We start from the raw sequence: 25,854 nt of genomic DNA, 5'->3' as shown, positions 1-25,854 counted from the left end.
GCCAAGAACGCACTTTTTTGCTATGATGGTTAACGTGAGTATTTTTGAAGGAGTGGAAAACAAACTATGGCAAGACCCGTTATCGCTATCGTCGGTCGTCCGAATGTGGGTAAATCCACCATTTTCAATCGGGTCATCGGCGACCGTCTAGCAATTGTTGAGGATAAACCGGGAGTCACTCGTGACAGGCTGTACGGCACCGGAGAGTGGAATGGCAAACCGTTTAGCATTATTGATACCGGCGGTATTGAAATTGACGGCGAAGATGAAATCATGAAATCTGTACGTATGCAGGCTGAGCTTGCCATTGAAGAAGCAGATGTGATTATCTTTATGGCCGATGCCAAATCCGGCTTAACGCATGCAGATGATGAAGTCGCACAAATGCTTTTCCGTTCAGGAAAACCTGTAGTGCTTGCAGTGAATAAAGTGGACAACCATGGCCGAATGGACGAGGTTTATGAGTTTTATGGTTTAGGTTTCGGTGAACCGATCGCGATCTCAGGCTCGCATGGACTCGGAATCGGCGATTTGCTGGACGCTGCGGTTGCGCTGCTGCCGGAGCAAACGGATGACGGCTACGATGAGGATGTTATTCGTGTTGCGTTAATCGGACGTCCTAACGTAGGTAAATCTTCGCTCGTGAATGCGCTGCTTGGCGAAGACCGGGTAATTGTCAGCGACGTTGCGGGTACTACGCGAGATGCAATCGATACGCCGTTCGAGCGCGATGGCCAACGCTATGTGCTTATAGACACGGCTGGTATGCGCAAGCGCGGCAAGGTGTATGAATCCACCGAGAAATATAGCGTCATGCGCGCGATGAAAGCCATTGAACGCGCTGACGTCGTTCTCGTGCTGATCAACGGAGAAGAAGGCATTATCGAGCAGGACAAGCATATCGCAGGTTATGCCCATGAAGCGGGGAAAGCATCGATATTCGTCGTTAACAAGTGGGATGTCGTTGACAAGGACGAGAAGACCATGCAGTTGTTCTCGCAAAGCATCCGGGATCATTTCTTGTTCATGTCATATGCTCCGATCGCTTATCTTTCTGCACTGACTAAACAGCGCTTACAAAAGCTTCTGCCGGTTGTTAAGCATGTTTCTGAACAGCATGCGATGCGCATTCAAACGCATCTGCTTAACGATGTCATTTCGGATGCAGTGGCGATCAATCCGCCTCCGTCCGACAAAGGAAAGCGCCTGCGCATTAACTATGTGACGCAAGTTGCGATTAAACCTCCTACGATTGTTGTTTTCGTCAATGATCCGGAGATCATGCATTTCTCGTACGAGCGCTATTTGGAAAACAAAATTCGTGCAGCATTTAATTTTGAGGGGACGCCAATACGAATATTCTCGCGTCGTAAGTCCGAAGAAGATTAGGGGAGAAGTAGCTTGTTATATGGAGTAATTGCGGTTGCTTTAAGCTATTTATTAGGTTCGGTTTCATTTAGCATCGTTATAGCAAAATGGGTTAAAGGCATTGATATCCGTCAGCACGGCAGCGGCAACGCCGGCGCTACCAACACATTGCGGGTGCTTGGCAAAGGGCCGGGCATACTCGTATTTGTGCTTGATATCGCGAAAGGCGTGGCGGCTGTTTGGATTGGCCATGCGCTCGGAGAGAATGACTGGATTCCCGTTCTGTGCGGATTAGCGGCCATTGTTGGTCATAACTGGCCGATTTGGTTCCGATTCAAAGGCGGCAAGGGCATCGCGACAACGGTTGGCGTTATTGCGACGCTTGCATTCGTGCCTGCGCTGTGTGCGGGAGCTGTTGCGATTGCTACCATTGCTTTAACCCGTTATGTTTCTTTAGGCTCTCTCCTGTTTGCCGCATTAACGCCATTATTCATATCCATTTTTTATTTTTCAGTGCCGTTGTTATGTGCAAGTCTTCTGATCTGTATCTTTGCTTTCGTCCGCCATCGGTCGAATATCGTAAAGCTGCTTCAAGGAACGGAGAACAAGCTAGGTGCTAAGAAAGGATAGTGAGCGTGGCATGAACAACCAGCAAGGGACAACATCAAGGTTCGCGGCGGTGCTTGTAGCCGGCAGTTGGGGTACCGCACTAGCATCCGTGCTTGCTTGCAACGGCTATCAAGTGAAGTTGTGGACAAGAAGCGCGGAACAAGCGGAAGATATCAATCAAAACCACATGAACAGCAAATTTTTGCCGGGAGTAAAGCTTCCTGCGCTTATTGAAGCTACTACGGACATGGGATTTGCACTTAAGCATGCAGAGCTGGCTTTGTTCGTTGCACCTTCCGGTGCGATGCGCGAGGTGGCGAAGCAGGCGGCCGTGCATTTGTCGGAAGATACGCTCGTCGTGCATGCAACGAAGGGGTTCGAGACGAATTCGTTGAAGAGAATGACGACCGTTCTCTCGGAAGAACTCGGACGCTCGCAGGAGCAGCTTGTCGTGCTCTCCGGTCCCAGCCATGCAGAAGAAGTGATTCTGAAGCAGCCAACGACTGTCGTTGTTGCGTCTGCCAGCATGGCGTCAGCAGAGAAAGCACAGGATGCGCTAATGAATACGGACTTCCGCGTGTACACGAATCCGGACGTTGTCGGCGTAGAGGTTGCCGGTGCGATCAAGAACATTATTGCACTGGGGGCAGGCCTGACAGACGGCCTGCAATTCGGCGATAATGCGAAAGCAGCTCTTCTGACGCGCGGATTAGCCGAAATTAGCAGGCTAGGCACGGCAATGGGTGCAAGCCCGCTCACATTTGCCGGTCTTGCGGGCGTAGGCGATCTGGTGGTTACCTGCACAAGCAAACACAGCCGAAACTGGCGCGCGGGCTTCATGCTTGCTGACGGCACGCCGCTAGAAGACGTGCTTAGCAAGATGGGCATGGTCGTAGAAGGCGTGAAAACGACGCGGGCCGCTTATGATTTGGCTAAGGAGTACGATGTAGAAATGCCAATCACTTTTCAGCTATATGAGGTATTATTCGCGAATAAATCGCCTCGGACAGCGGTTGAACATCTAATGGGCAGACTTCGCACGCATGAAATCGAGGATCTGGGCTAGGGACCAGCGCCTACACCAAACATAACGCCTTCTCATATGATGCATGGAGCAAGACACTTGCGCATCCTGGAGGTGTAAGGTATGGCGAAGGATTTCTCCAAAGATATTCTCAGTTCAATCAACAAAAAAACCGGCAAGACAATTTCCGAGAGCTCAGTCAAAAAGCTGGCCAGCGGTGTAACATCAGAAACGATGCAGGACGAAGCTGAGCTTCGCAAGCTGATTAAGCAGGTGTCGGAAATGGCAAAGGTCAAAGTTGCCGAATCGACAGTCAATGATATCGTAAAAGCCGTAAAGGCTAGCGGAATGAGCTCAAGCAACATGGAAACGCTCATGAAAATGATGATGAAGAAGTAAAGTGCTGCGGCAAAAGCGATAGGCGTTCCGAACCGCGCGTTCGGTGCAGCGTCCTGTCAGCTTTTGTCCTTTTTTTTGAAAATATAGGAAAGTATATGCTTAGGCTACATATTCTCTACATTTCTAGGAATGAAACGCGCTGCGCCGCAAAAGGACGGCGCTAGCTGTTTTGCCTTGACGTATAGGAAAGGATATGAGTTTGCTCATCCGTTCTCTATACGTTCCGCCGAAACGATGGCGTCAATTGAAAGGACGCCGTTAGGCGTTTCTACTTATGCAATGTTATAATGGATGGGAATTCATTACGATATAGATTAGGAGACTGGAAATACTATGGATGCTATGACAAAAATGTGGGTTTCGCTTTTCGGCATTGGAATGATGGCGATTGCGGCCCTTTTAATTACGTTTGCTCGACTGAAAACGAAGGGCGCTCTTAAATTTGTCCTATCGTTAGTTGCTTTTTTCATTTTGCTCATTGGATTTATATGCGGTTTAATATCGATCATTTAGTACTTATACATATGGATTAGGAGATTACTAACGAAAAGGGAGAATTTCACATACAATGATTGAATTAAAGGGTAGAACCAAAACAGCTGTCGTTGAAGCGGAAGCAGGGCTCTCACTGCTTGATCTTGCGATGAAGCATAATGTTGATTGGAGTTTCTCCTGCGCGCGCGGAACCTGTGCTCGCTGCCGATGCCTGGTTACAGAAGGCGCAGACCAGCTGGAAGGCATCACGGACGAAGAATGGGATCGCCTTGAGCCGGAGGAATTCGAAGAAGGCTACCGGTTAGGCTGCCAAGCCATCATTAAAACCGCAGATGCGAATATATCCGCTGCGAATAAACCATATTTTTGATGAGTACGACGTGGAAGGAAGTGCCAGCGATGACACAGGACGTTAACATTCACCATGCGCTGGCTGCCATTAGGCAAGCAACCGATTCAACCGCCGAAAGCTGGGTAATCGGTGGGAGTGCAAGTCTCATGCTTCGCGGTCTGCCTCTTGCGGCGCAGCCCCGCGATCTAGATCTGTATTGCGATGATCAAGATGTAGCGTCCATTCATAATGCGCTAAAGCCGTACGCAGTGGATAAGCCTGCCTTGAGCGTGACAGGCATGTACCGTTCGGTGTTAAGCCACTACCGAATCCAAGGCGTCCAGGTTGAGCTTGTTGGGGGCTTCCGAGTAGAAGCTTCCGGCAGCGTCTATGAGACAAAAGTGCGGGAGACGCTGCTTCCGCTATCGGATTGGATCGATATACGCGGGTTGGAGTTAGCCTTGCCGGTTGTGCCGTTAGCGCATGAGCTATGGTTTAATTTTTTGCGCGATCGGATGGACCGGGTTGAACTCATTGCAAAAGCTTGCTCAGCAGCTCCAGGGAAGCATGCACGCGCTCTCGAAGCTATTGAGCAGAGCAATTCGTTTACGGAAGAGGCTAAGCACAGTCTTCGACGTTTGCTAGCCAATCGAGAGGCCGGTGAGTAGCTGATGGATGGAGAGGTTACCTTTTGGCCGGCAGGAAAGACCGTGAAGGTGAGGCGTGGTACAACGCTCCTAGACGCCGCCAGACGCGCCAACGTGCCGATTCGAACGCGATGCGGGGGAAAGGCTGCTTGCTTCATGTGCAAGGTTTCCGTGCGCCCTGGGAGCGAGCTTGCTCCCATTGCAGACATTGAAAGACGGAAGCTTTCCGGCTTAGACGGCGATGACTACAGACTTTCCTGTCAAGCTCGCGTAGCGGGCAAAGTAGAGGTAGATGTGCCGCTTGACCCGCTGCGCGCGGCAGTGGCACGCCAGCTTGCGCGACAAGCGGAGGAAAACGACGATTTGTGGTAAAAGATTTGTTACACAAACCTTTGCTTACGCTTACGAAGTAGGTTTGTTACACAAACCTTTGCTTACGCTTACGAAGTAGGTTTGTTACACAAACCTTTGCTTATGCTTACGAAGTAGGTTTGTTACACAAACCTTTGCTTATGCTTACGAAGTAGGTTTGTTACACAAACCTTTGCTTATGCTTACGAAGTAGGTTTGTTACACAAACCTTTAGGAGGTAAAATAGTGAATTATAAAAAATGCTTGGCGATGCTGGCCGGCTCAATTGTCATGTTGGTTGCCCTATCTGGGTGCATGTACCCGAAGGACCAGCTGAAGCAAAACCAGGTCGCCCCTAAAGAAGCGGTGCGCAACGTACAAGCGGCAATTGACCAGTACAAGGATGAAACAGGTATGCTTCCGATCAAGAACAGTACGGCAGAAACGCCAAAGTACGAGAAGTTTTACGTTGATTTCGGCAAGCTTGGCCGGACAGGCTATCTGACCGATATTCCTTCGGCTGCATTCGAGAACGGAGGCAGCTTCAGCTTTCTTCTGATTGACGAGGAGACGAAGCCAAGGGTGAAGCTGCTCGATATTGTCGCTTTTCAGAATATCAATGATATCCAAGCCTGGGTAACGTCGTACATTCAAACGAACAGCGTGCTTCCAAAAGGCGAACAAACCTATCCTGGTTTTTACCAAATCAATTACAAGGAAATGAATAAGTCTGCACCGACGATCCGAAGCGTATTCTCAGGCCAGACGCTTCAAGCGCTCGTCGATGAGAATGGCGTCGTGTATACGGATTACGGCATTGACATCATGCAGTTTATCCAAAAAAACGATAAAAAAGAGTTCGGAGCGGATGTTGACCTGCGTACGCTGCTTGTTGACGGATCAGATTTCGTCCCAGTCAAAGCTCCGATCTACCATATGGTCAATAACGAGCCTCAGGCTGTAAAACCATAAAGATGTCCTAGACATGGACAGTACGCATAGAATCCTCTCCTTGGCGCAAGTCAAGGAGGGGATTTTTTTGCCATGCGGGGTCATAGATTTTTAGTTTTGCTCATATAACTCAGTCTTGGAAGGGAAGCCCGCAGATGAACAAAAAAAGTTTTCGTAGAAGGAATCGTCATAATCGGAAAGCCCGCACATATGATGATACTAGTCCAAAAGCATGTACGAGTTGCGTCGCTGGCCTGCCCTATTGACCGGTGGATGGCGGCGAACCGGAAAAATCAATTGGGAGGGGATATTCAGTGGAGAAAGTGGACATTTTCAAGGACATAGCCGAAAGAACCGGCGGGGATATTTACCTCGGGGTTGTAGGGGCGGTCCGGACGGGCAAATCAACGTTTATTAAACGGTTTATGGAAACGGTCGTGCTTCCGAACATTGCGAATGAATCAGACCGTGTTAGAGCCGTGGACGAACTTCCTCAGAGCGCCGCAGGCAAAACGATTATGACAACAGAGCCTAAATTTGTTCCGAATCAAGCGGTACAGCTCAGGGTTACCGATGGACTTGAGGTAAACGTGAGACTGGTCGATTGTGTTGGATATGCGGTTGAAGGCGCGAAGGGCTATGAGGATGAGAACGGTCCAAGAATGATTACGACTCCTTGGTTCGATGAGCCGATTCCTTTCCAAGAAGCAGCAGAGATTGGCACGCGCAAAGTTATTCAAGAGCATTCCACACTCGGTGTTGTTGTCACGACAGACGGCTCAATCGCAGAAATACCGCGCAGCTCCTATGTTGTTGCAGAAGAACGCGTCATCAACGAGCTGAAGGAGGTCGGCAAGCCGTTCGTGCTTGTCATTAACTCGACTCGGCCTAAGAGTGACGAAGCGCTGCAGCTCCGCAACGAGCTTCAAGCCAAATACGATATTCCGGTCATGACGCTCAGCGTAGCGACAATGGGCGAAGAAGAGGTTATCTCGGTTCTTAGAGAAGTACTCTACGAATTCCCTGTCCATGAGGTGAACGTGAACCTGCCGAGCTGGGTCATGGTGCTGAATGACAATCACTGGCTCCGCAGCAACTATGAAAGCTCTGTACGCGATACGGTGAAGGATATCCGCAGACTGCGTGACGTTGATCGAGTCGTTTCGCAGTTCATGGAGTATGATTTCATTGCCAGAGCTGGTCTTAGCGGCATGAACATGGGGCAGGGCGTCGCGGAAATCGACTTGTACGCACCGGATGAGCTCTATGATCGGATCCTGATGGAGGTCGTTGGCGTTGAAATTCGCGGCAAAGACCACTTGCTGCAGCTGATGCAGGAGTTCTCTCATGCCAAAAGAGAGTATGACCGCTTTGCGGAAGCGCTTGAAATGGTCAAGACAACCGGATACGGCATAGCGGCGCCGACACTTGCGGAAATGGCACTCGATGAGCCGGAGCTAATTCGCCAAGGCTCGCGCTTTGGGGTTAGGCTGAAGGCCACAGCACCGTCCATCCATATGATTCGTGTCGACGTGGAGTCGGAATTCGCTCCAATCATCGGTACGGAGAAACAAAGCGAAGAGCTGGTCAGATACTTAATGCAGGATTTCGAGAACGATCCGATCAAAATTTGGGAGTCTGATATTTTCGGACGCTCCCTGCATTCCATTGTGCGCGAAGGCATCCAAGGCAAAATTGCCATGATGCCGGATAATGCTCGATACAAGCTGCAGGAGACACTCGGACGAATTATCAACGAGGGTTCGGGCGGATTGATTGCAATCATCCTGTAGGAAGAAATAACGTTCATACAAATGAGCCGCTGCCGATTAGGGAGCGGCTCATTTGTTTTGCAGGAATTCGAGTTCGGCACTTGAAATTGGCAAACGGCTGTATTACTATAGGTTTGTTCGGTCAAAAGGTATATTTTTGAAGTTTTCCGTTAATAAGAGGGATAAGATGAGCGTTTACACGCATGCTTTCCATGTGATTCGATGAGTACTTTGGAGGAGGTGAAACAATGAACAAAACAGATTTGATTACAAAGGTAGCTGAATTGACTGATCTTTCGAAGAAGGATGCAACAAAAGCGGTTGATGCTGTTTTTGATGCAATTTCTGACGCGCTTCAAAGCGGAGATAAGGTACAATTGGTTGGATTTGGGAACTTTGAGGTTCGCGAGCGCCAAGCGCGCAAAGGCCGCAACCCGCAAACCGGAGACCCGATCGATATCGCAGCAAGCAAAACGCCTGCGTTCAAGCCAGGGAAATCACTTAAGGACCTTGTATCCAATTAAGCATACTTAGATTATGTTAGGCGCAGCCAACCGAAGCAATCCTTATGGTTGAGACGATAGCGCGCGTCGATTTCGAGCAGAAGATGCCTGAGCGGGTAACCGTTCAGGCGTTTTTTGTTAGCTGCCAAAGCCGAATGGATTGCGCAAACGTCCTCCATACACTATAATTCACATGGATAGCTTGGAAATTCGGATGCGGAGGGATAACGATGGAGCCTACACATGGCGAGTATATAGTCGTAAAAGCAAAGGATCAAGGCGTGCAAGTCATCGGTTTGACACGCGGATTGGACACAAAATTTCATCATACGGAAAAGCTGGACAAGAACGAAATTTTAATCTGCCAGTTCACTGATCATACGTCAGCCATTAAAATTCGCGGCAAAGCAGTCGTCATGACGAAATACGGTACGATGGAAACGGACCAGTAAGACAAACAAGCAGGGCAGGCGATGCCTGCTTTTTTTTTGCCTGCGCGCGCTCCGAATATTCAACCCGCACCGCTCGTACAATGTGATAAGGGACTTGTCACAGCAAAAAGCCTTGCAGACCGTTTAGGATGGATGCAAGCAATGGGAGGTGCACATTGAAGACCGGAAAACCATTACTGGCGGCAATTGCGGCTGCGCTGGCTGTTACTTTAATATTCACGTGGCTGCCTCACGCATCGTGGCAGCAAGGAGATGAACGCGGGGATATGGCCGTATTTCGCGTATCGACTGCGGCGAGGCTTACCAATAGCAATTTAGTTGATGTGCTCGTTGCCGTAAAGCTTAACGAACGGCTGGAGAAAGCGGAATGGAGCAATGGGATTTTGTCCTTGGATATGCGCGTAGATTCGATCGGCGGCAGGCCCTCGCTCTGGTTCGAGGACGTGGAGAAGCTTGTACGAGTCTCTTTCCTGCAGCTTGAAAACGTGAAGCGGGTACTTATTCGTATGGTGGAGAAACAGCAGGACGACGCGGTCTTGCTCGCGGCCGTAGATGTTAGGAAAACAGACGAATGGCTCATCGGCGAAATGCAGCATCTCTCGTCAGCTGATCCCATGCATGACGAGCAGTGGCGGAAGCGGCTTCGTGTGAGCTTCACATCGGCTTGGGAGAAACGATTCGGACCAGTAGCTGGGTATTCTGTTAAGCCTTCCTTCATTTTGCAATCGGAATAAGGCTGTCTGTTGCAATTTGTTGAACAAGAAAGCTATATCGTATGCTCTTTAGAAAAAGTTGTGCTATAATAGTTTAGATTATTGAGCGGCGATTTGCGCTTCTCTGTTCGGAGGCTTCCCCAATGAAAACATACCGTGTACCTGAATTAGCTAAAAAGTATGTAGAATATGACATGATCCAAGAGCATGCTGTTCTTCCTGATTTAGCGAATGCGAGGCTGCGTTTGCTGTATGCATTCCTACACCAGCAGAAGTCGTTACAGACACACAGTGAGCTCTACACGCTCGTCGTATCTCTCGTGCAGCTAGGAATGGATACGCATGATTTGATCGACACGCGGCAAGATCAGCGTTCTGAGAAGGAAATGCGAGCAAGGCAGCTTAAAGTGCTGGCTGGGGACTATTTTAGCGCCAGCTTCTACCAGCTGCTTGCCCAATCTGGCCAAATTGACATGATTGCCAAGATTAGCAGCGCTGTAAGTGAAGTAAACCGGCTGAAGGTTAACCTTTACGTGAGAATGAGGCAGCACAAGCTGACTGCCGATGAATATTTAAGCTTATCCGTTCCCATAAAAAGCACCCTCTTCCACATTTTCGCGGATTTGTTGGATGGGACTCTTTTGCGTGCCTGGCCAGAAATTCTGAACGGGCTAAGCTTATGCGAGGCACTGGTGGATGAATTGGCAAGAAGCGAGAGCGCAGATCGGTTCGACCGAAGCTGGTCTTATTGGCATGTCATGCAGGCCGCTACAGACGATGAGCGGCAACAATTATCCAAGCATGCAAATGATTACGCATGTATTCAAAGTTTGGCGGAAAAATATAAGGTACGCAGCCAGCTTAACGCAAAGCTGAAGGCTTCGGCAAACAAGGTTCTAGCAGATGCCGGAATGTTGGAATCAGACGAGTTGAAAGGCGAACTTACAGCCATCGTCAATCGTCTGCTGCTCGAGGAAACCGATTTTACGCCCGCACTCAACGAGACGAGGTGAACAGCTCGAATGGATACAAACTCCAAGAGCCATGTGCATGGCGTGTTCGAACGCATTGCACCCAAATATGATTTAATGAATGATTTGATCAGCTTTCGCAGGCATAAGGCTTGGCGCAAGCTGACGATGAAGAAGATGGATGTTCAAGCAGGACAGACCGCATTGGATTTGTGCTGCGGCACTTGTGATTGGACGATTGCACTAGCTGATGCGAGCCGCACAGGGAAGATTGTCGGATTGGATTTCAGCCAGAACATGCTTGATGTGGGAGCCCAGAAAATCGATAAGCTCGGACTGAACAAGCAGATTACGCTCGTTCAAGGAAACGCAATGAGCCTCCCTTTCGAGGATCATTCCTTCGATTTCGTAACCATTGGTTTCGGTCTTAGGAACGTGCCTGATTATTTGCAGGTACTCAAGGAAATGCAGCGAGTCGTTAAGCCTGGCGGTAAAGTCGTGTGCCTCGAAGTGTCCAAGCCGACATGGCAGCCATTCAAGGCAATGTATAACCTGTATTTCGAGAGGCTGCTTCCAATCATTGGTAAAGTGGTTGCCAAGAGCTTTCAGGAGTACAAATGGCTTCCGGAATCGCTGAAATTGTTTCCCGGTCGCCAGCAGCTTGCCGAGATGTTTGAAGATGCGGGATTATCACAGGTTAAGGCATATCCTCTGACCGGCGGGGTAGCCGCGCTGCATATGGGGACAAAGGAGAAGAAATAGCAATGATTCGCAAATTACGCATTATTCTAGAGATGATTAAGTTTGAGCATACCGTTTTTGCATTGCCTTTTGCGTTCATGGGCGCAATACTCGGTACCGTCATGATGGAGCAGCGTTTGCCGTCATGGTCCGAGATCGGTTGGATTACGCTAGCCATGTTCGGCGCTAGGAGCGCTGCCATGAGCTTAAACCGCTTGATCGACAAAGCAATCGATTTGAGAAATCCGCGAACTGAGAAACGAGCGCTTCCGGCAGGCTTGCTTAAGTCGGCGGAAGTTTTATTGTTTATCATCGTTTCCTTTGTTTTATTATTTGTCGCTACGGCGAATTTGGCTCCGATTGCACTTAAATTGATGCCGATCGCGGTAGCGCTGCTCGTCCTGTATTCGTACACTAAACGCTTTACCTGGCTTTGCCATCTTGTCCTAGGCTTTACGATCGGACTTTCACCGCTCGGCGGCTGGGTAGCCGTGACGGGCCAATTCGATCCAGCCGCATGGATTCTATATATTACGGTTGCATTATGGATAGCTGGGTTCGATATTATCTACGCTACTCAAGATTTCGAATACGACCGCGGCGAAGGCTTGCATTCCATTCCCGCCAGGTTCGGAATAGCCGGTGCTTTATGGATCGCACGCGGATTGCATGTCGTGACAGCGATTGGATTCATAACCTTGTTCTGGTTAACCGACCTCAGCTGGATGTATTTGCTCGGCACGCTTATCTCGATTTCGCTGCTTTTCTATCAGCACTATCTCGTACGTCCCAACGATTTGTCGCGGGTTCAAACGGCCTTTTTTGGCATGAACGGCACGCTAAGCGTCGTATTGTTTTTATTCGTTATCGCTGATCTTCTGGTTATTCACCAATGGTAGCAGAGACAGCGCATGCTGCCAAAGCAGACTGGAAGAAACGATGGGTTGTCGGCATTACCGGCGCTAGCGGATCGATCTACGGCATTAGGCTAATTGAAGTATTGCTTCAAAAAGGATTTGAAGTTCATCTTGTTGTAACCGAGGCCGGATGGAGAGTGCTCAAAGAGGAACTTGGCTTCGAGGCCACTCGCAGGATGGCAGCGCTCGAGCAGCGCTTTGGCGAAGCGATCGCTGCACGCAGGCTCGTGTTTCATCCGAACGCGGATATAGGCGCAAGTATTGCCAGCGGTTCTTTCCGCGTACAAGGAATGGTTATCGTGCCGTGCTCGATGGGGACTCTTTCGTCCATATCGCACGGCATTTCCGATGATTTGATGACCAGAGCCGCGGATGTCATGCTGAAGGAGAATCGCAGCCTGCTGATCGTACCGAGAGAGACTCCACTGCATGCTATCCATTTGGAAAATATGCTGACGCTCTCGCGTTTAGGCGTAAGAATCATTCCGGCGATGCCGGCGTTTTACTATAAGCCTCAAAGCATGGAAGAAATGATTGACTTTTTAGTTGGAAAAGTACTTGATAATATGACAATCGATCATGATTTGTACAGAAGATGGGGAGATGAACAGAATGGGCATGAATCGCCCGATCACCATCGGAAGAATTGATTACGCAAATGCCTGGCCGCTATTCCACCAGCTGGAGGATAGGGTGGAATGGAATCGTTACGAGGTCATAAAACGCGTGCCTTCTGAGTTAAATCGGCTGCTTCAAGCAGGCGAGTTGGATGTATCCGCAATTTCGTCCTTCTCATACGGACAAAACGCTGACGACTATATGCTGCTGCCTCACCTATCCGTCGGTTCCATTGGGAAAGTGAACTCAATCCTTCTTTTTCTGAAGGAGCCCCTTGAGCGCAAGAGACCCGAACGGATCGCGTTGACGGCAACTTCGGCGACCTCCGTCAATCTTTTGAAAATATTGATGACGCTGCGCTTCGAATGCGAGCCCGAGTACGTAACGGCAGAGCCCGTGCTTGATAAAATGCTTGAGACCTCTGACGCTGCGCTAATAATCGGCGACCAAGCTATTCAAGCCTCTTGGAAAAACCATGGCTTACATGTCATCGATCTGGGACAATTATGGAACGAGTGGACGGGTCTCGGCATGACGTACGCGGTAGTCGCAGCACGCAAAGAGGCAGTTGCCGCAGCACCGGATGCGGTACAAGCCGTATATCATGCGATAAAAACGAGTAAACAGCAAAATAAGATGCATCTCCGTCCGCTAATAGAGCAAGCTTGCAGCCAGCTTGGGGGAGACTCAGACTATTGGAATATGTATTTTCATTCACTCCAATATGATTTCGACAGCAAGCTGCAAGAAGGGCTTAAGTTATATTTCGATTATTCCAAGCAGCTCGGCCTACTTGCGAAAAAAGTGGAACTGACTTTTTTTGAAGACCAATCTGCCCAAAAGGTGAAAGAATGAAACTATTAGATTTGTATGCAAAGATGAAAGGCGATCTCAATCAAATCGAGCAAGAGCTGGAGCGCAGCGTGACGGATGACCATGTGCTGCTCAGCGAGGCTTCGCTGCATTTGCTTAAGGCGGGCGGGAAACGAATCAGGCCGATTTTTGTCCTGCTTTCCGGCAAATTCGGCGATTATCGCTTAGATGTGATGAAACGTGTCGCTGTCCCGCTTGAGCTCATACACATGGCTTCGCTTGTTCATGATGATGTCATTGATGATGCGCAAACGCGCCGCGGCCAATTAACGGTCAAATCCAAATGGGATAACCGGATAGCGATGTATACGGGCGATTTCATTCATGGCAAAGCCTTAACGATCGCGGCGCAGCTGCCCAACCCGCAAATCCATCTCATTCTCTCCAGCGCCTTGGTCCAAATGTGTGTCGGGGAAATGGAGCAAATTCGAGATTTTTTCAATACGGAGCAGACGATTCGGAATTATTTGCTGCGTATTAGACGGAAAACCGCATTGCTTATTGCCATTAGCTGCCAGCTTGGGGCGGTTGCATCGAATACGGACCGTTCCGTCTCGAACAGCCTTTACCGGTATGGCTACAACGTAGGAATGGCATTCCAAATTCGCGATGATCTGCTTGACCTTTACGGTACGGAGAAACAAATTGGCAAGCCGCCCGGTTCAGATATGCGCCAAGGAAACATTACGCTGCCCGTGCTGCTTGCCCTTAAGGACCCCGCAATCCGAGATTCGCTGCTTAGCGAAATTGCTTCAATCCGTGAGCTTGGCGGCAAAAGAGATACGAGCCGAGCCATCGAAATGATCCGGAAAAGCGACGGGGGAGAGCAAGCCGACCAGCTCGCCAACCGATATGTAAAAAAAGCTCTGCAGGCATTAGAGGGATTACCTAACCTGACAGCGAAGAAGAACTTGATCGATATTGCACATTTTGTCGGCAAACGAAATTATTAATTCTGTTCAGTCGAAAGGAATGGTTGTAGATGGAAAGAACTTTTCTGATGGTTAAACCAGATGGCGTACAACGCGGCTTGATCGGCGAGATCGTTTCAAGGTTTGAGAGAAAGGGACTGCAGCTGTCAGCAGCCAAATTTATGGTTTTGAGCGAGGAGCTTGCGGAGAAGCATTACGAGGAGCATAAGGGCAAGGTCTTTTATGAGCCGCTTCTTACATTTATTACCTCAGGCCCTGTATTTGCAATGGTCTGGCAAGGGGATAACGCCATTGCCCTTTCACGGGCCCTTATTGGCAAAACAGATGCGATTGACGCGTCTCCGGGAACGATTCGTTCCGACTTTGCCGTACATACGAACTTCAATTTGATCCATGGTTCCGATTCGGCAGCGAATGCGGAAAAAGAGATCGGCATTTATTTCTCCCCATCCGAGCTCATTGATTACGAACATACAATTCAACGTTGGATTTAATATCCCCGACTACTGCAATGGAGGAACCTATGCTTGAAGACCAAGATTTTGCACAATTTATCGTTCGAATAAAGCAAAAGACCGCCATTGATCTGTCCCAATACAAGGAAGCCCAAATGAAGCGCAGGCTAACGACGTTAAGGCAGAAGCACGGTTTTCAAACCTTTGAAGACTATTATAAAGCGATTGAGCAGAATAAAAGCATGCTGAACGAGTTTTTGGATCGGATGACGATTAACGTGTCTGAGTTTTGGAGAAACCCTTCCCGGTGGGAAGTGCTTCAAAAACGTTTCTTCCCTGAGATGCTTGGTTCTGCCAACCGGCTGAAAATTTGGAGCGCAGCTTGCTCAACAGGCGAAGAGCCTTATACAATCGCGATGATTTTATCGGAGCTCGGCGCTTTGCAGCGATCCTCGCTGCTCGCAACCGACCTTGATTCAGGCGTGCTGCAGAAAGCGATTGACGGCAGCTACCTGGAACGGTCGCTCCGCGACGTGCCTGCCGCATGCCGCCAGAAATATTTCAAGCAAGCCGACGGTGCCTTTCTGATTTCGGACTCATTGAAGCAATTTATCCAATTCAAACAGCAGAATCTGCTGCATGATACGTTTGATACTTCATTTGATTTAATTGTGTGCCGCAACGTCATGATCTATTTCACAGAGGATGCGAAGCATTTGCTGTATCAGAAATTTGCTAATGCGCTCAAGCCGGGCGGGCTGTTATTCGTTGGCAGCACGGAACAGATTTTTTCGCCTGCTCAGTATGGCTTTGAGACTGCGGACACGTTCTTTTACCGCAAGATGTAACCTTCATGTATACCGTTTTCCAACTTCTCCTATACTAAGCATAGGTAGATGACTTGGAGGATGAAGCAACCGATGGACAAACGCAAGGTTATAGCCGCTTATAGGCGAGGTTTTATCTCCATTCAAGAATGCGCGCAAATTATCGGGGTAGACAGCGGTCAGATGACCAGGCTCGTAAATGATCCGCTGCTTATGAAGGATGGAATGCCGCTGCTTGATAAAAAAACGGTCAACAGCTAATAAGCAAGCTTCAATCGAAGCTGGCGGAATGTCTTCTTACAAAGACATGTTCGCCAGCTTCTTTTTATCTAGAGACACCAGTGTTTCCGGCGTTCGAATTCTTGTCAAACCGGAAGCGCTGTACTATAATGAGCAAAGATGTTTAGTGCAGTAAAGCATAGCAGGCGCTTATAGGCTTGCTTTGAAGGAGGAGCTTTGGTTGAGTTTAAGGTATTTGACAGCGGGGGAGACACACGGTCCCCAACTAACGGCGATTATCGAAGGATTGCCCAGCAACCTAACGATTGATTTCGAGGAGCTTAATTTTCAATTGCACCGTCGTCAGAAGGGCCATGGCCGCGGACGCAGGATGCAGATCGAGAAAGATACAGCTAACATTGTCGGCGGCGTGCGCCACGGCAGAACGACAGGAGCGCCAGTAGCTCTGATCGTAGCGAACAACGACTGGAAGCATTGGACTTCCGTGATGAATATTGAGCCAATTGAAGGCGGCGACGAAGAGAAGCGCCGCGTTAACCGTCCGCGTCCTGGACATGCGGATCTGAACGGCGGCTTGAAATATGACCTGAAGGATCTTCGCAACGTATTGGAACGCTCCAGCGCAAGAGAAACGGCTGCACGAGTGGCAGTCGGCGCGGTTGCACGCCAATTCCTAGCGGAATTCGGCATTAAAGTGGCCGGACAAGTTATCCGTATCGGTGAAATCGAAGCTCCTGCGAACCAGCTTCCTGTCGACGAGCTGATTCGGTTGACGGAGGAATCAGCTGTCCGCGTAGTAGACAAGGAAACCGAAAAAAGGATGACCGACTACATTGATCAGATCAAAGCAGAAGGCGATTCCATCGGCGGAATCGTGGAATGCATCATCGAAGGCGTGCCTATCGGCCTCGGAAGCCATGTGCAGTGGGACCGCAAGCTGGATGGACGAATTGCGCAGGCAGTCGTATCCATTAACGCGTTCAAAGGCTGCGAAATCGGCATTGGCTTTGAAGCAGCGAAGCTTCGCGGCTCACAGGTCCATGACGAAATCATGTATGAAGCAGAGCGGGGCTACCACCGTGCAACGAACCGCCTTGGCGGGTTCGAGGGCGGAATGACTAATGGCGAGCAAATCGTTGTGCGAGGCGTGATGAAGCCTATCCCTACGCTGTACAAGCCGCTACGAAGCGTGGATATCGATACAAAAGAACCGTTTACAGCTCAGGTTGAGCGCTCAGACAGCTGCGCGGTGCCTGCGGCAAGCGTAGTGATGGAGCATGTCGTCGCTTGGGAAGTGGCAAAAGCGTTCCTTGAGAAGTTCGGAGGCGATTCCATCGAGGAAATCCGCACCAACCTGAACAACTATTTGGAACAGCTGGGTCGGTACTAATATGCGTGAGCTAACGGTCGACCTTGGAGAACGCTCTTATCCGATTTATATTGGTGAAGGACTCCTGAAAGAGGCTTCCACCTACTTCATAAAGCATGGCATCAGCAAGAAATCCCCGCTGCTCATTATAACGGATAGCCGCGTAGCCGAATATCATCTGCAATCATTTGAATCAGAGCTGGCGGAAGCAGGGTTTCAGACGGCAAGCGTTATCGTGCCGTCAGGCGAAAGCTCCAAATCGCTATCGATGCTGGAGTCTCTCGTCACGAAGGCGCTGGAATGCGGACTTGATCGCAAATCTGCAATCGTTGCGCTGGGCGGCGGCGTTGTCGGTGACTTGGCGGGTTTTGTAGCCGCATCCTATATGCGCGGCATTAAATTCGTACAGGTTCCTACGACAATTCTTGCGCATGACAGCAGCGTAGGCGGCAAAGTTGCGGTTAATCATCCGCTTGCCAAAAATATTATTGGCGCATTCCATCAGCCGGAGCTGGTGCTGTACGATCTTAATACGCTTCAAACGCTTCCTCCGAGAGAGGTGAGCGCGGGGTTGTCCGAAGTTGTGAAGCATGGCCTGATCTGGGATGCTGAGTTCGCGGTTTGGTGCGAGGAGAACGCAGAGAAGCTGCTAGCACTTGATGCGGAAGCGCTTGGATATGCCTTATACAAAGGCTGCAGCGTGAAAGCGGCAGTGGTATCAAAGGATGAACGCGAGAACGATTTGCGTGCAATATTGAACCTAGGCCATACGATTGGGCATGCGTTAGAAGCGGTTGCCGGTTATGGCGAGCTGCTTCACGGCGAAGCGATTTCCATTGGCATGGTAGGTTCTGCAAGGCTAGGATTGCGTTACGGGGCTCCTGAGGACGTATATACCGTAACCAAACGTGTGCTTGCTAAATCAGGGTTGCCCGTACGCCTGCCCGAGCATTTCGACGTCGACAAAATCATGGATGCCATGATGCATGACAAAAAGTTTTCCGAGGGAACGATGGTGTTCGTCGTGCCAACCGAAATCGGCAAGGTCGAGATCAAATCGGATGTGCCTGTGCAATGGGTACGTGAAATTGTAGAGCAATTAAAGCTGGAGGTGCAGCCGTAATGAGCGTAAGAGGAATCCGTGGTGCAATTACCGTTGATGCGAACGAGGAGCAGCCCATTCTCAATGCGACAATCGAGATGTTGAACGGGATTGTTGCCGATAATGAAATCGTGCCGGATGATATTTGCAGCGTGTTCGTGACGGTTACGAATGATTTGGACGAGACTTTTCCCGCAAGAGCGATCCGTCAGATGAAAGGCTGGGAGCTAGTGCCGCTTATGTGCGCGCTGGAGGTTCCGGTTAAAGGAAGCTTGGAGCGCTGCATTCGCCTGATGGTTCTGATCAATACGGATAAAACGCAGGCCGAAATCCGCCATGTTTATTTAAACGGAGCGCAGGCATTGCGTCCTGATCTTTCCAAGGCCTAATATCATTCATGCTTATAAACGCAAGAAATCCCTTTGTTGACGCACAGCTGTTCGTTGTTGTATATTTAGTAACGTAAGTGAGAGTAGCAGAGCCGTTTTATGAACTGAGTTGAGATGAGTCGAGACTAGTTGAGAGTAGCAGAGTGAAGCACGCAGTGAAATGGGAACAAACGAAAGAGCTGAACGATCGATTGCGCATTGGCGTATTCGGTTGTAAAAGTGCTGTTTCATCCTATCCACAGCTGTGTCTTTTCCGCTTACACACTTCCGTCATCATCTAAACCAACGCTCCTGCTCTGGCAGGAGCTTTTTTTGTACGCATTGATAGATTTTTTGATCGCAAAGGGAGGATGTTTCGAAAATGACAAATGAGCTGCAGCACGTTACCCGCCTTGCCAGTCAATACAACTTAATTCCAATCGTTCGCTACATGATGGCAGATACGGAAACGCCAATTCGGTTGTTTCAGCATTTTGCGAAGGAGGATCATGCCTTTCTCCTAGAGAGCATAGAGGGCGGCGCGAAATGGGCGAGACATTCGTTCATCGGAACGGATCCGTTCATGATGCTGTATGGCAAGAACGGTGAGATGGTACTCGAGCGCGGCGGCGAGAAGCATGTGCTGAGCGATAAGCCAATCGAGCTGCTGAAGGCTCATTTGCGCTCCTTCCGCAGTCCCTCGCTTCCGGAGCTGCCGCCTTTCACCGGTGGGGCAATAGGATTCTTCGGATATGACTTGCTGCAATACTACGAGAAGCTTCCGGCGCATCGAATCGATGATCTTAATATGAATGACATGCAGTTTATGTTCTGTGACCAGGTTATCGTATTCGATCATTTCAAGCAGCAGCTGCAAATCGTCGGCAACGTACATATTGCAGACGGAGCAACGGATACTGAAATTGCATTAAGCTACGAAGCAGCGATTGCGAAGATTGATGCAACGATCGAACGGCTGCAGCAGCCGGTAACGATTCCCGTCACGACCGGCAGCTCCATCACCGCTGATTATGAGCTGGGGGACATCCAGTCGAATGTGACGAAAGAGCAGTTCATCTCGAATATTGAGCAGGCGAAGCAGTATATTCGCGCGGGAGATATTTTCCAAGTCGTATTATCGCAGCGTTTTAATATCGATACGGACATCGACCCTTTGCATGTGTACCGAGTTCTTCGCACGATGAACCCTTCCCCCTATATGTATTATTTGAAAATGGGCGAAGAAGTCATTGTCGGGACGTCGCCGGAGGCGCTTGTCAAGGTTAACGGAGACCGAGTTGAAACGAGGCCAATCGCGGGTACGAGACCTCGCGGGAAGACGCCGGAGGAGGATAAGGCATTCGAGCTGGAGCTGCTGGCTGACGAGAAGGAACGTGCGGAGCATCTGATGCTCGTAGACCTAGGCCGCAACGATATCGGACGCGTATCCGAATTCGGAACAGTGAAATGCGACTCTTTCATGGAAATCGAGCGGTATTCCCACGTGATGCACATCGTTTCCAACGTTTCCGGCAAGCTGCACAAGGACAAGGACTTCTTCGATGCATTCGTTTCCTGCTTGCCCGCCGGTACCGTTTCGGGCGCGCCTAAGCTGAGAGCGATGGAAATTATAGCGGAGCTGGAGAACGAGGCACGCGGTGCTTATGCAGGCGCCATTGGCTATTTGGGCTTTGGCGGCTCAATGGACACTTGTATCACCATCCGTACCATTATTTTCAAACACGGCAAAGCTTACGTGCAGGCCGGAGCCGGCATCGTTTGGGATTCTGTTCCGGAGAGCGAGTATATGGAAACCGTGAACAAGGCAAAAGGCATGCTAAAAGCCATTCGAACGGCAGAAGCGATTTTTGCCCAGCCGAAAAGCCAGCAAGACAGCTACAACTCCATTAATTCGGACTATTACGTTAAGGCTGGAGAGGGGCTTGGCCAATGATGCAGGCAACGGAAGCCATTACGATGCAGTCAGCCCTTAGTCAATTGATTATCGGAAACAGCCTAACGCGTGGGCAAGCAAACGCGGTTATGAATATTATCATGAATGGCGATGCTACGGATGCGCAAATCGCTGGCGTAGTAACGGCGATGCGGATGAAGGGTGAAACGAAGGACGAAATAACGGGATTCGCAGAAGCGATGCGCGCGCATTCGAGCCACCTCCTAACCGAACAGGAGGGCTTGCTCGATACTTGCGGCACAGGCGGATCAGGCATCCATAAGTTTAACATATCGACGGCATCGTCCATCATAGCTGCTGCTGCCGGAATCCGCGTTGCCAAGCATGGCAACCGTGCTATGTCCGGCAAGACCGGAAGCGCGGACGTATTGGAAGCGCTCGGTGTCCAGATTACGATTACGCCGGAGCAAGCAGCACAATGCTTGAATGATATCGGTATTTGCTTTATGTTCGCTCAGCTATACCATCCGTCGCTGCGCCACGCATCAGCTCCACGCAAAGAGCTGGGCATTCGGACGATTTTCAACATGCTCGGGCCCCTTACGAATCCGGCAGGCGCAGACAGGCAGCTTCTAGGCCTCTACGACCGAGCTCGCACGTCTACGGTAGCCGAGGTGCTCGGCGAACTAGGCTTGAAGCGGGCAATGGTTGTGAGCAGCCACGATGGTCTGGACGAGATCAGCATCTCCGCGCCAACGCAAATATCGGAGCTGCTGGATGGCAAGGTGAGAACGTTCGATATTACGCCGGAAGAGCTGGGGCTGACGCGGTGGCCGATTGCCGAGGTGCTCGGGGGTGAGCCGGAAGTGAACGCAGCACTTATCCGTGCGATATTCGCAGGCGAGCAGCAGGGCGCATACAGGGATATCGTCCTGGCGAACGCCGGTGCCTGCATCTATGTGGGCGGTTTGGCAGATTCGCTTCAAAGCGGCGTTACGATAGCGGCAAAAGTGATTGATTCAGGAGAGGCAAAGCGCAAGCTTGAAAGCCTTATTCAAACGACAGGAGAGTTGGCGCATGTTTCTCGATAAAATTGTAGCAACGAAACGGAGAGAAGTGGAAGAACTCGCTTCACGGTTTGATCTGTCTGAGATCGAACGGCAGATTTCCGCTCTTGAGCCATGCCGAGGCTTCGAACACGCGGTATCAGCTGCGGGACGCAAACGGAGCATGGGCCTGATTGCAGAGGTAAAGAAGGCTTCGCCTTCCAAAGGGCTAATCCGGGCCGATTTCGAGCCGGCTACGCTTGCGTCAGCCTATGAATCTGCAGGCGCGGACTGTATTTCAGTATTGACTGACCGTGATTACTTCCAAGGGTCGAATGCTTTTCTACAAGCGGTCAAACAAACGGTGAAGGTGCCGCTACTACGGAAAGATTTCACGATTGATTACCGACAAATATACGAAGCTCGCCTAATCGGGGCAGATGCGATACTGCTTATTGCAGCGATCATGACACCTGCTCAGCTCGGCGAGTTCCATGACTTGGCGAAATCGATTGGTCTTGACGTACTGGTCGAGGTTCACAATCAAGAGGAGCTCGAAGGCGTGCTGGAGCTGGATAAAGCTACGTTAATTGGGATCAACAACCGTGATTTGAAATCGTTCGTGACAGATCTCAAAACGACGGAGTCGCTCATCGGATTCATGCCCCAGAACGTGACGGTGATTAGCGAAAGCGGAATTGCGGGTAAGCCGGATATGGATTATTTGCACGGGATCGGCGCGCATGGCGTACTGATCGGCGAATATTTCATGCGGCACGAGGATGTCAAACAATCCGTGCAAGACTTAATGGGCGCGGTGGAAGCGGGATGAAGCCGGCACCTCGCATTAAAATATGCGGATTAATGGACACAAAGACGATTATGGAAATGGACGGCTTGCCTATCCATGAGATTGGCTTCATATTTGCACCAAGCAAAAGACAGGTTTCGGGAGCAGCGGCAGCTGAGCTGATCGCTGCTGCCAAACAGCTGAAAGCTGCTGGCGGTGAGCGTCCATTGACGGTTGGGGTGTTTGTAAATGAAGCTTTTGCAAACCTTGCTGCTATTCAAGCGGAAGTAAAGCTTGATATTATACAGCTGCATGGCAGTGAATCGGCAGAATACTGCAGAGCTGTGCGCGAGGAGCTAGATGCAAAAGTGTGGAAAGTATTTTCCATGAAGAAGGATTCGGAAGGGCGACTGCCTCAATCCGCCAGCGAGAGAATCTCGCCATATCATGGGTCAGTTGACGCTGTGTTGATTGATGCTCCTGGCGGCGGTACCGGACAAACCTTTGATTGGGACGCGATCAATGATTATAAGCAGGCAGCTAGCGAGCTAGGTATTACGCTCTATGTAGCAGGCGGCCTACATGAAGGCAACATAGAGGAACTGCTTGGCGCGTATGCTCCCGGCGGAATTGATGTATCAAGCGGGGTAGAGACGAGCGGACGCAAGGATATCGAAAAAATCCGATTATTTGTAAGAAGGGTGATGGAAGCATGACACAGGTACCAGATGAGAACGGACGGTTCGGAAAGTTTGGCGGCAGATATGTACCAGAGACGTTAATGAACGCATTGCTTGAGCTTGAAGAGGCGTACCTTCACTATTCGAAAGATCAGGCATTCAAAGACGAGATTCATTATTTATTGCATAAATACTCGGGGCGTCCGACCTCGCTATACTATGCTGAGCGCCTGTCCGAGCATCTTGGAGGGGCGAAAATTTACTTAAAGCGCGAGGACCTGAACCATACAGGCGCGCATAAAATCAACAATACGATCGGTCAAGGCGTGCTCGCAAAACGTATGGGCAAAACGAAAATCATTGCCGAAACAGGCGCAGGTCAGCATGGCGTCGCATCTGCAACGATCGCTGCGCTGCTTGGGCTCGAGTGCAAAGTGTTCATGGGCGAAGAGGATATGAAGCGCCAGCAGCTGAACGTATTCCGTATGCAGCTGCTTGGTTCTGAAGTCGTTCCCGTTCTATCCGGTACGAGAACGCTGAAGGATGCCTGCAATGAAACGTTGCGCTACTGGGTCAGCCATGTTGATGATACGTATTATATTTTAGGGTCCGTTACAGGCCCGCATCCATATCCGATGATGGTAAGGGATTTCCAACGCATTATCGGGGACGAAGCGCGCAAGCAAATCCTAACCGAAGAGGGCAGATTGCCTGATTATGTCGTTGCAGCGGTAGGCGGAGGCAGCAATGCCATGGGTATTTTCTATCCGTTTGTCAATGATGACAGCGTCAAGCTGCTTGGCGTGGAAGCTGCCGGCAGAGGCGTGGATACAATCGAGCATGCGGCTACGATGACGAAAGGACGCCATGGTATCTTCCAGGGCTCCATGAGTTATGTGCTGCAGGATGAGCATGGCCAAGTACAGCCCGCGCATTCGATCTCCGCGGGTCTTGATTATCCCGGCATCGGACCTGAGCATGCTTACTTGAAGGATTCGGGACGTGCGGAATATGTGCCGGTAACGGATGCCGAAGCGCTTGAAGCATTGCAGCTGCTTTCCCGCACGGAAGGTATCATTCCGGCTCTGGAGTCGGCTCATGCGATTGCCCAGACGATCAAGCTTGCTCCGACACTGGATAAGGACAAAGTCATCGTAGTCAGCCTGTCTGGCCGCGGAGACAAGGACGTGGAAGCGATTATGGGTTATTTGGGGGTAGAAAAACATGAATCTCATTGATACGGCGTTCGCACGATTGAAATCAGAACGCAAAACGGCGCTAATCCCTTTTCTAACGATGGGTGATCCTGATCTAGCTACCTCGGTTGCTATTATCCAGACGCTTGAAAAATCCGGCGCAGACATGATCGAGCTCGGAGTTCCCTATTCCGATCCGCTCGCGGATGGCCCCGTTATCCAACGGGCGTCCGAGCGCGCGCTTCTCAACAATAACATTTCGCTTAGGGATTGCATCGAGATTGCTGAGCAGGCCCGGGAAGCAGGCGTACAGATTCCGTTCATTCTATTCACTTATTATAATCCTGTTTTCCAATTCGGACTGGAAGCGTTCTTCGAGCTCGTGAAAAGCAAAGGCATCAGCGGTCTAATTATTCCCGATTTGCCTATTGAAGAAGACGAAGAGGTTCGCCAGCTTGCCGAAGCAGCAAACGTACATCTTATTCCTTTGGTTGCTCCTACCTCAAAGGATCGCGTTACCCGCATTTCGCGCAAAGCGAAAGGGTTTGTCTATTGCGTTTCCTCGCTTGGCGTTACAGGCGTTCGTGCCGACTTCCACACCGGAATCGATGAGTTTCTTGGTCTGGTTCGCGAAGCGACGGATTTGCCGATCGCAGTCGGCTTCGGTATCTCGAGCCGCGAACAGGTAGCTCGCTTTGAGAAGCAATGCGACGGTGTCATTGTCGGCAGCGCGATCGTTCGGCAAATCGAAGAGGCTATTCCGCTTCTGAACGACGCAAGCAGACGCGAGGAAGGCTTGAAGCAGATTGGTGAATTCGTAGCCTCGCTAAAAGGGTAAAGAATACCTGCTGTTGGATCCTGCATGTGATCAATCCGTGAAATAGTTAGCATGAAAAGCTCTTTTGTCGAAAGACAAGAGGGCTTTTTGCTGCTTATTAGGAAATAAGAAGAGTTCGAGCAACCTTCAGCGAGATAAGCTCGTCTGATGGATAGGTTTCTTTGCTTGAAGAAAAATATTCGAAGGAGGATAATTTATTGGAAGAGTGCCTATTTGTTGCCGGAGATAATTAGTGAGCAATAATCGTTTGAATCGCTTTGGTAAGTAGTTCCTGACTTGGTTTTGCGGGCAGTCCTTTTTCCGAATTTCTACATAGATTACTATTATTTATATTTTAAATCGCAAATCCAACGCTCTAAAT

The 25,854-nt window shown here is 49.9% G+C and carries 31 protein-coding genes; all 31 read left to right on the top strand.

All coding sequences use genetic code 11. The features are described from left to right. The first annotated feature begins 66 nt into the window (after nt 1-66). The 31 genes from der (at nt 67) to trpA (ending at nt 25,493) form a co-directional block, all read left to right on the top strand. Entirely contained in the window at nt 67-1,389 is a 1,323-nt protein-coding gene (gene der / locus AC0YN3_RS17395; protein WP_475776261.1) for a ribosome biogenesis GTPase Der, read from the top strand. A 12-nt stretch (nt 1,390-1,401) separates the two neighbouring features. Continuing rightward, nucleotides 1,402-1,998 carry a glycerol-3-phosphate 1-O-acyltransferase PlsY gene (plsY, locus tag AC0YN3_RS17390; RefSeq protein ID WP_475776260.1) on the top strand — a complete coding sequence of 199 codons (597 nt, stop codon included), beginning with the start codon at nt 1,402-1,404 and terminating at the stop codon, nt 1,996-1,998. Nucleotides 1,999-2,008: 10 nt separating this feature from the next. Further along, on the top strand, nt 2,009-3,043 hold the full coding sequence (locus AC0YN3_RS17385) for an NAD(P)H-dependent glycerol-3-phosphate dehydrogenase (RefSeq protein ID WP_475776259.1): 1,035 nt from the start codon (nt 2,009-2,011) through the stop codon (nt 3,041-3,043). An 81-nt stretch (nt 3,044-3,124) separates the two neighbouring features. After that, complete coding sequence (locus AC0YN3_RS17380; protein WP_183567796.1) at nt 3,125-3,400, top strand: stage VI sporulation protein F; 276 nt, start codon at nt 3,125-3,127, stop codon at nt 3,398-3,400. A gap of 333 nt (nt 3,401-3,733) precedes the next feature. After that, nucleotides 3,734-3,913 (top strand): DUF2768 family protein, encoded by a 180-nt coding sequence (locus tag AC0YN3_RS17375; RefSeq protein ID WP_475776258.1) that lies wholly within the window; start codon nt 3,734-3,736, stop codon nt 3,911-3,913. A gap of 55 nt (nt 3,914-3,968) precedes the next feature. Then, the gene (locus tag AC0YN3_RS17370) at nt 3,969-4,265 is read left to right on the top strand and encodes a 2Fe-2S iron-sulfur cluster-binding protein (protein ID WP_475776257.1); all 297 of its coding nucleotides are present in this window, start codon (nt 3,969-3,971) and stop codon (nt 4,263-4,265) included. A 29-nt stretch (nt 4,266-4,294) separates the two neighbouring features. Beyond that, nucleotides 4,295-4,894 carry a nucleotidyltransferase family protein gene (locus tag AC0YN3_RS17365; protein WP_475776256.1) on the top strand — a complete coding sequence of 200 codons (600 nt, stop codon included), beginning with the start codon at nt 4,295-4,297 and terminating at the stop codon, nt 4,892-4,894. 3 nt (nt 4,895-4,897) lie between these two features. Then, complete coding sequence (locus AC0YN3_RS17360) at nt 4,898-5,245, top strand: 2Fe-2S iron-sulfur cluster-binding protein (RefSeq protein ID WP_475776255.1); 348 nt, start codon at nt 4,898-4,900, stop codon at nt 5,243-5,245. Nucleotides 5,246-5,470: 225 nt separating this feature from the next. Continuing rightward, nucleotides 5,471-6,196 carry a hypothetical protein gene (locus AC0YN3_RS17355; RefSeq protein WP_475776254.1) on the top strand — a complete coding sequence of 242 codons (726 nt, stop codon included), beginning with the start codon at nt 5,471-5,473 and terminating at the stop codon, nt 6,194-6,196. A 293-nt stretch (nt 6,197-6,489) separates the two neighbouring features. Continuing rightward, nucleotides 6,490-7,968, top strand: a complete 1,479-nt coding sequence (spoIVA, locus tag AC0YN3_RS17350; protein ID WP_183567778.1) for a stage IV sporulation protein A — start codon at nt 6,490-6,492, stop codon at nt 7,966-7,968. A 227-nt stretch (nt 7,969-8,195) separates the two neighbouring features. Next, complete coding sequence (locus AC0YN3_RS17345; protein WP_076336385.1) at nt 8,196-8,471, top strand: HU family DNA-binding protein; 276 nt, start codon at nt 8,196-8,198, stop codon at nt 8,469-8,471. A gap of 209 nt (nt 8,472-8,680) precedes the next feature. After that, nucleotides 8,681-8,902 (top strand): trp RNA-binding attenuation protein MtrB, encoded by a 222-nt coding sequence (gene mtrB / locus AC0YN3_RS17340; protein ID WP_054024369.1) that lies wholly within the window; start codon nt 8,681-8,683, stop codon nt 8,900-8,902. A 155-nt stretch (nt 8,903-9,057) separates the two neighbouring features. Beyond that, nucleotides 9,058-9,636 (top strand): hypothetical protein, encoded by a 579-nt coding sequence (locus tag AC0YN3_RS17335; protein ID WP_475776253.1) that lies wholly within the window; start codon nt 9,058-9,060, stop codon nt 9,634-9,636. Between the two features lie 122 nt (nt 9,637-9,758). Beyond that, the gene (locus AC0YN3_RS17330; RefSeq protein ID WP_475776252.1) at nt 9,759-10,628 is read left to right on the top strand and encodes a heptaprenyl diphosphate synthase component 1; all 870 of its coding nucleotides are present in this window, start codon (nt 9,759-9,761) and stop codon (nt 10,626-10,628) included. A gap of 9 nt (nt 10,629-10,637) precedes the next feature. After that, a complete protein-coding gene (locus AC0YN3_RS17325; protein ID WP_475776251.1) occupies nt 10,638-11,348 on the top strand; it encodes a demethylmenaquinone methyltransferase in 711 nt (236 codons plus the stop codon). A 2-nt stretch (nt 11,349-11,350) separates the two neighbouring features. After that, on the top strand, nt 11,351-12,226 hold the full coding sequence (locus tag AC0YN3_RS17320) for a UbiA-like polyprenyltransferase (protein ID WP_475776250.1): 876 nt from the start codon (nt 11,351-11,353) through the stop codon (nt 12,224-12,226). Beyond that, on the top strand, nt 12,220-12,894 hold the full coding sequence (locus AC0YN3_RS17315) for a UbiX family flavin prenyltransferase (RefSeq protein WP_475776249.1): 675 nt from the start codon (nt 12,220-12,222) through the stop codon (nt 12,892-12,894). The genes AC0YN3_RS17320 and AC0YN3_RS17315 overlap by 7 nt, the downstream gene beginning before the upstream one ends. Then, nucleotides 12,857-13,717 (top strand): menaquinone biosynthesis protein, encoded by an 861-nt coding sequence (locus AC0YN3_RS17310; RefSeq protein ID WP_475776248.1) that lies wholly within the window; start codon nt 12,857-12,859, stop codon nt 13,715-13,717. Before AC0YN3_RS17315 ends, AC0YN3_RS17310 begins: the two co-directional genes overlap by 38 nt. Further along, complete coding sequence (locus AC0YN3_RS17305) at nt 13,714-14,688, top strand: polyprenyl synthetase family protein (RefSeq protein ID WP_475776247.1); 975 nt, start codon at nt 13,714-13,716, stop codon at nt 14,686-14,688. The genes AC0YN3_RS17310 and AC0YN3_RS17305 overlap by 4 nt, the downstream gene beginning before the upstream one ends. Before the next feature lie 29 nt (nt 14,689-14,717). Next, nucleotides 14,718-15,161 carry a nucleoside-diphosphate kinase gene (gene ndk, locus AC0YN3_RS17300; protein ID WP_475776246.1) on the top strand — a complete coding sequence of 148 codons (444 nt, stop codon included), beginning with the start codon at nt 14,718-14,720 and terminating at the stop codon, nt 15,159-15,161. Between the two features lie 29 nt (nt 15,162-15,190). Further along, a complete protein-coding gene (locus AC0YN3_RS17295) occupies nt 15,191-15,970 on the top strand; it encodes a CheR family methyltransferase (protein WP_475776245.1) in 780 nt (259 codons plus the stop codon). Between the two features lie 72 nt (nt 15,971-16,042). Beyond that, nucleotides 16,043-16,210 carry a hypothetical protein gene (locus AC0YN3_RS17290; protein ID WP_183567750.1) on the top strand — a complete coding sequence of 56 codons (168 nt, stop codon included), beginning with the start codon at nt 16,043-16,045 and terminating at the stop codon, nt 16,208-16,210. Between the two features lie 199 nt (nt 16,211-16,409). Beyond that, on the top strand, nt 16,410-17,579 hold the full coding sequence (gene aroC, locus AC0YN3_RS17285; protein ID WP_475776244.1) for a chorismate synthase: 1,170 nt from the start codon (nt 16,410-16,412) through the stop codon (nt 17,577-17,579). 1 nt (nt 17,580) lies between these two features. Continuing rightward, entirely contained in the window at nt 17,581-18,681 is a 1,101-nt protein-coding gene (aroB, locus tag AC0YN3_RS17280) for a 3-dehydroquinate synthase (protein ID WP_475776243.1), read from the top strand. After that, nucleotides 18,681-19,049, top strand: coding sequence for a chorismate mutase (gene aroH / locus AC0YN3_RS17275; protein ID WP_183567740.1), 369 nt, complete (start codon nt 18,681-18,683; stop codon nt 19,047-19,049). Before aroB ends, aroH begins: the two co-directional genes overlap by 1 nt. A 361-nt stretch (nt 19,050-19,410) precedes the next feature. Next, complete coding sequence (gene trpE, locus AC0YN3_RS17270) at nt 19,411-20,982, top strand: anthranilate synthase component I (RefSeq protein ID WP_475776242.1); 1,572 nt, start codon at nt 19,411-19,413, stop codon at nt 20,980-20,982. Further along, complete coding sequence (trpD, locus tag AC0YN3_RS17265) at nt 20,979-22,034, top strand: anthranilate phosphoribosyltransferase (RefSeq protein ID WP_475776241.1); 1,056 nt, start codon at nt 20,979-20,981, stop codon at nt 22,032-22,034. Before trpE ends, trpD begins: the two co-directional genes overlap by 4 nt. Continuing rightward, nucleotides 22,021-22,821, top strand: coding sequence for an indole-3-glycerol phosphate synthase TrpC (trpC, locus tag AC0YN3_RS17260; RefSeq protein ID WP_475776240.1), 801 nt, complete (start codon nt 22,021-22,023; stop codon nt 22,819-22,821). The genes trpD and trpC overlap by 14 nt, the downstream gene beginning before the upstream one ends. Then, on the top strand, nt 22,818-23,495 hold the full coding sequence (locus AC0YN3_RS17255; RefSeq protein ID WP_475776239.1) for a phosphoribosylanthranilate isomerase: 678 nt from the start codon (nt 22,818-22,820) through the stop codon (nt 23,493-23,495). The genes trpC and AC0YN3_RS17255 overlap by 4 nt, the downstream gene beginning before the upstream one ends. Beyond that, the gene (trpB, locus tag AC0YN3_RS17250) at nt 23,492-24,697 is read left to right on the top strand and encodes a tryptophan synthase subunit beta (RefSeq protein WP_475776238.1); all 1,206 of its coding nucleotides are present in this window, start codon (nt 23,492-23,494) and stop codon (nt 24,695-24,697) included. Before AC0YN3_RS17255 ends, trpB begins: the two co-directional genes overlap by 4 nt. Next, on the top strand, nt 24,684-25,493 hold the full coding sequence (gene trpA / locus AC0YN3_RS17245; RefSeq protein ID WP_475776237.1) for a tryptophan synthase subunit alpha: 810 nt from the start codon (nt 24,684-24,686) through the stop codon (nt 25,491-25,493). Before trpB ends, trpA begins: the two co-directional genes overlap by 14 nt. The last annotated feature ends 361 nt before the right edge of the window (nt 25,494-25,854 follow it).

The sequence above is a fragment of the Paenibacillus sp. J22R232 genome (assembly GCF_056269165.1).
This window is presented reverse-complemented; position numbering and strand designations above follow the sequence as displayed.

Excerpts from the sequence above, each read along its gene's own strand:
- AC0YN3_RS17320 (WP_475776250.1), top strand. The coding sequence starts at position 11,351 with ATGATTCGCAAATTACGCATTATTCTAGAGATGATTAAGTTTGAGCAT.
- AC0YN3_RS17305 (WP_475776247.1), top strand. The coding sequence starts at position 13,714 with ATGAAACTATTAGATTTGTATGCAAAGATGAAAGGCGATCTCAATCAA.
- mtrB (WP_054024369.1), top strand. The coding sequence starts at position 8,681 with ATGGAGCCTACACATGGCGAGTATATAGTCGTAAAAGCAAAGGATCAA.
- AC0YN3_RS17345 (WP_076336385.1), top strand. The coding sequence starts at position 8,196 with ATGAACAAAACAGATTTGATTACAAAGGTAGCTGAATTGACTGATCTT.
- AC0YN3_RS17295 (WP_475776245.1), top strand. The coding sequence starts at position 15,191 with ATGCTTGAAGACCAAGATTTTGCACAATTTATCGTTCGAATAAAGCAA.
- AC0YN3_RS17315 (WP_475776249.1), top strand. The coding sequence starts at position 12,220 with ATGGTAGCAGAGACAGCGCATGCTGCCAAAGCAGACTGGAAGAAACGA.
- trpB (WP_475776238.1), top strand. The coding sequence starts at position 23,492 with ATGACACAGGTACCAGATGAGAACGGACGGTTCGGAAAGTTTGGCGGC.
- AC0YN3_RS17325 (WP_475776251.1), top strand. The coding sequence starts at position 10,638 with ATGGATACAAACTCCAAGAGCCATGTGCATGGCGTGTTCGAACGCATT.
- AC0YN3_RS17290 (WP_183567750.1), top strand. The coding sequence starts at position 16,043 with ATGGACAAACGCAAGGTTATAGCCGCTTATAGGCGAGGTTTTATCTCC.
- AC0YN3_RS17255 (WP_475776239.1), top strand. The coding sequence starts at position 22,818 with ATGAAGCCGGCACCTCGCATTAAAATATGCGGATTAATGGACACAAAG.
- trpD (WP_475776241.1), top strand. The coding sequence starts at position 20,979 with ATGATGCAGGCAACGGAAGCCATTACGATGCAGTCAGCCCTTAGTCAA.
- trpE (WP_475776242.1), top strand. The coding sequence starts at position 19,411 with ATGACAAATGAGCTGCAGCACGTTACCCGCCTTGCCAGTCAATACAAC.
- aroH (WP_183567740.1), top strand. The coding sequence starts at position 18,681 with ATGAGCGTAAGAGGAATCCGTGGTGCAATTACCGTTGATGCGAACGAG.
- der (WP_475776261.1), top strand. The coding sequence starts at position 67 with ATGGCAAGACCCGTTATCGCTATCGTCGGTCGTCCGAATGTGGGTAAA.
- AC0YN3_RS17370 (WP_475776257.1), top strand. The coding sequence starts at position 3,969 with ATGATTGAATTAAAGGGTAGAACCAAAACAGCTGTCGTTGAAGCGGAA.
- AC0YN3_RS17365 (WP_475776256.1), top strand. The coding sequence starts at position 4,295 with ATGACACAGGACGTTAACATTCACCATGCGCTGGCTGCCATTAGGCAA.
- trpC (WP_475776240.1), top strand. The coding sequence starts at position 22,021 with ATGTTTCTCGATAAAATTGTAGCAACGAAACGGAGAGAAGTGGAAGAA.
- trpA (WP_475776237.1), top strand. The coding sequence starts at position 24,684 with ATGAATCTCATTGATACGGCGTTCGCACGATTGAAATCAGAACGCAAA.
- AC0YN3_RS17330 (WP_475776252.1), top strand. The coding sequence starts at position 9,759 with ATGAAAACATACCGTGTACCTGAATTAGCTAAAAAGTATGTAGAATAT.
- AC0YN3_RS17360 (WP_475776255.1), top strand. The coding sequence starts at position 4,898 with ATGGATGGAGAGGTTACCTTTTGGCCGGCAGGAAAGACCGTGAAGGTG.
- ndk (WP_475776246.1), top strand. The coding sequence starts at position 14,718 with ATGGAAAGAACTTTTCTGATGGTTAAACCAGATGGCGTACAACGCGGC.
- AC0YN3_RS17310 (WP_475776248.1), top strand. The coding sequence starts at position 12,857 with ATGGGCATGAATCGCCCGATCACCATCGGAAGAATTGATTACGCAAAT.
- aroB (WP_475776243.1), top strand. The coding sequence starts at position 17,581 with ATGCGTGAGCTAACGGTCGACCTTGGAGAACGCTCTTATCCGATTTAT.
- AC0YN3_RS17375 (WP_475776258.1), top strand. The coding sequence starts at position 3,734 with ATGGATGCTATGACAAAAATGTGGGTTTCGCTTTTCGGCATTGGAATG.
- AC0YN3_RS17380 (WP_183567796.1), top strand. The coding sequence starts at position 3,125 with ATGGCGAAGGATTTCTCCAAAGATATTCTCAGTTCAATCAACAAAAAA.
- AC0YN3_RS17385 (WP_475776259.1), top strand. The coding sequence starts at position 2,009 with ATGAACAACCAGCAAGGGACAACATCAAGGTTCGCGGCGGTGCTTGTA.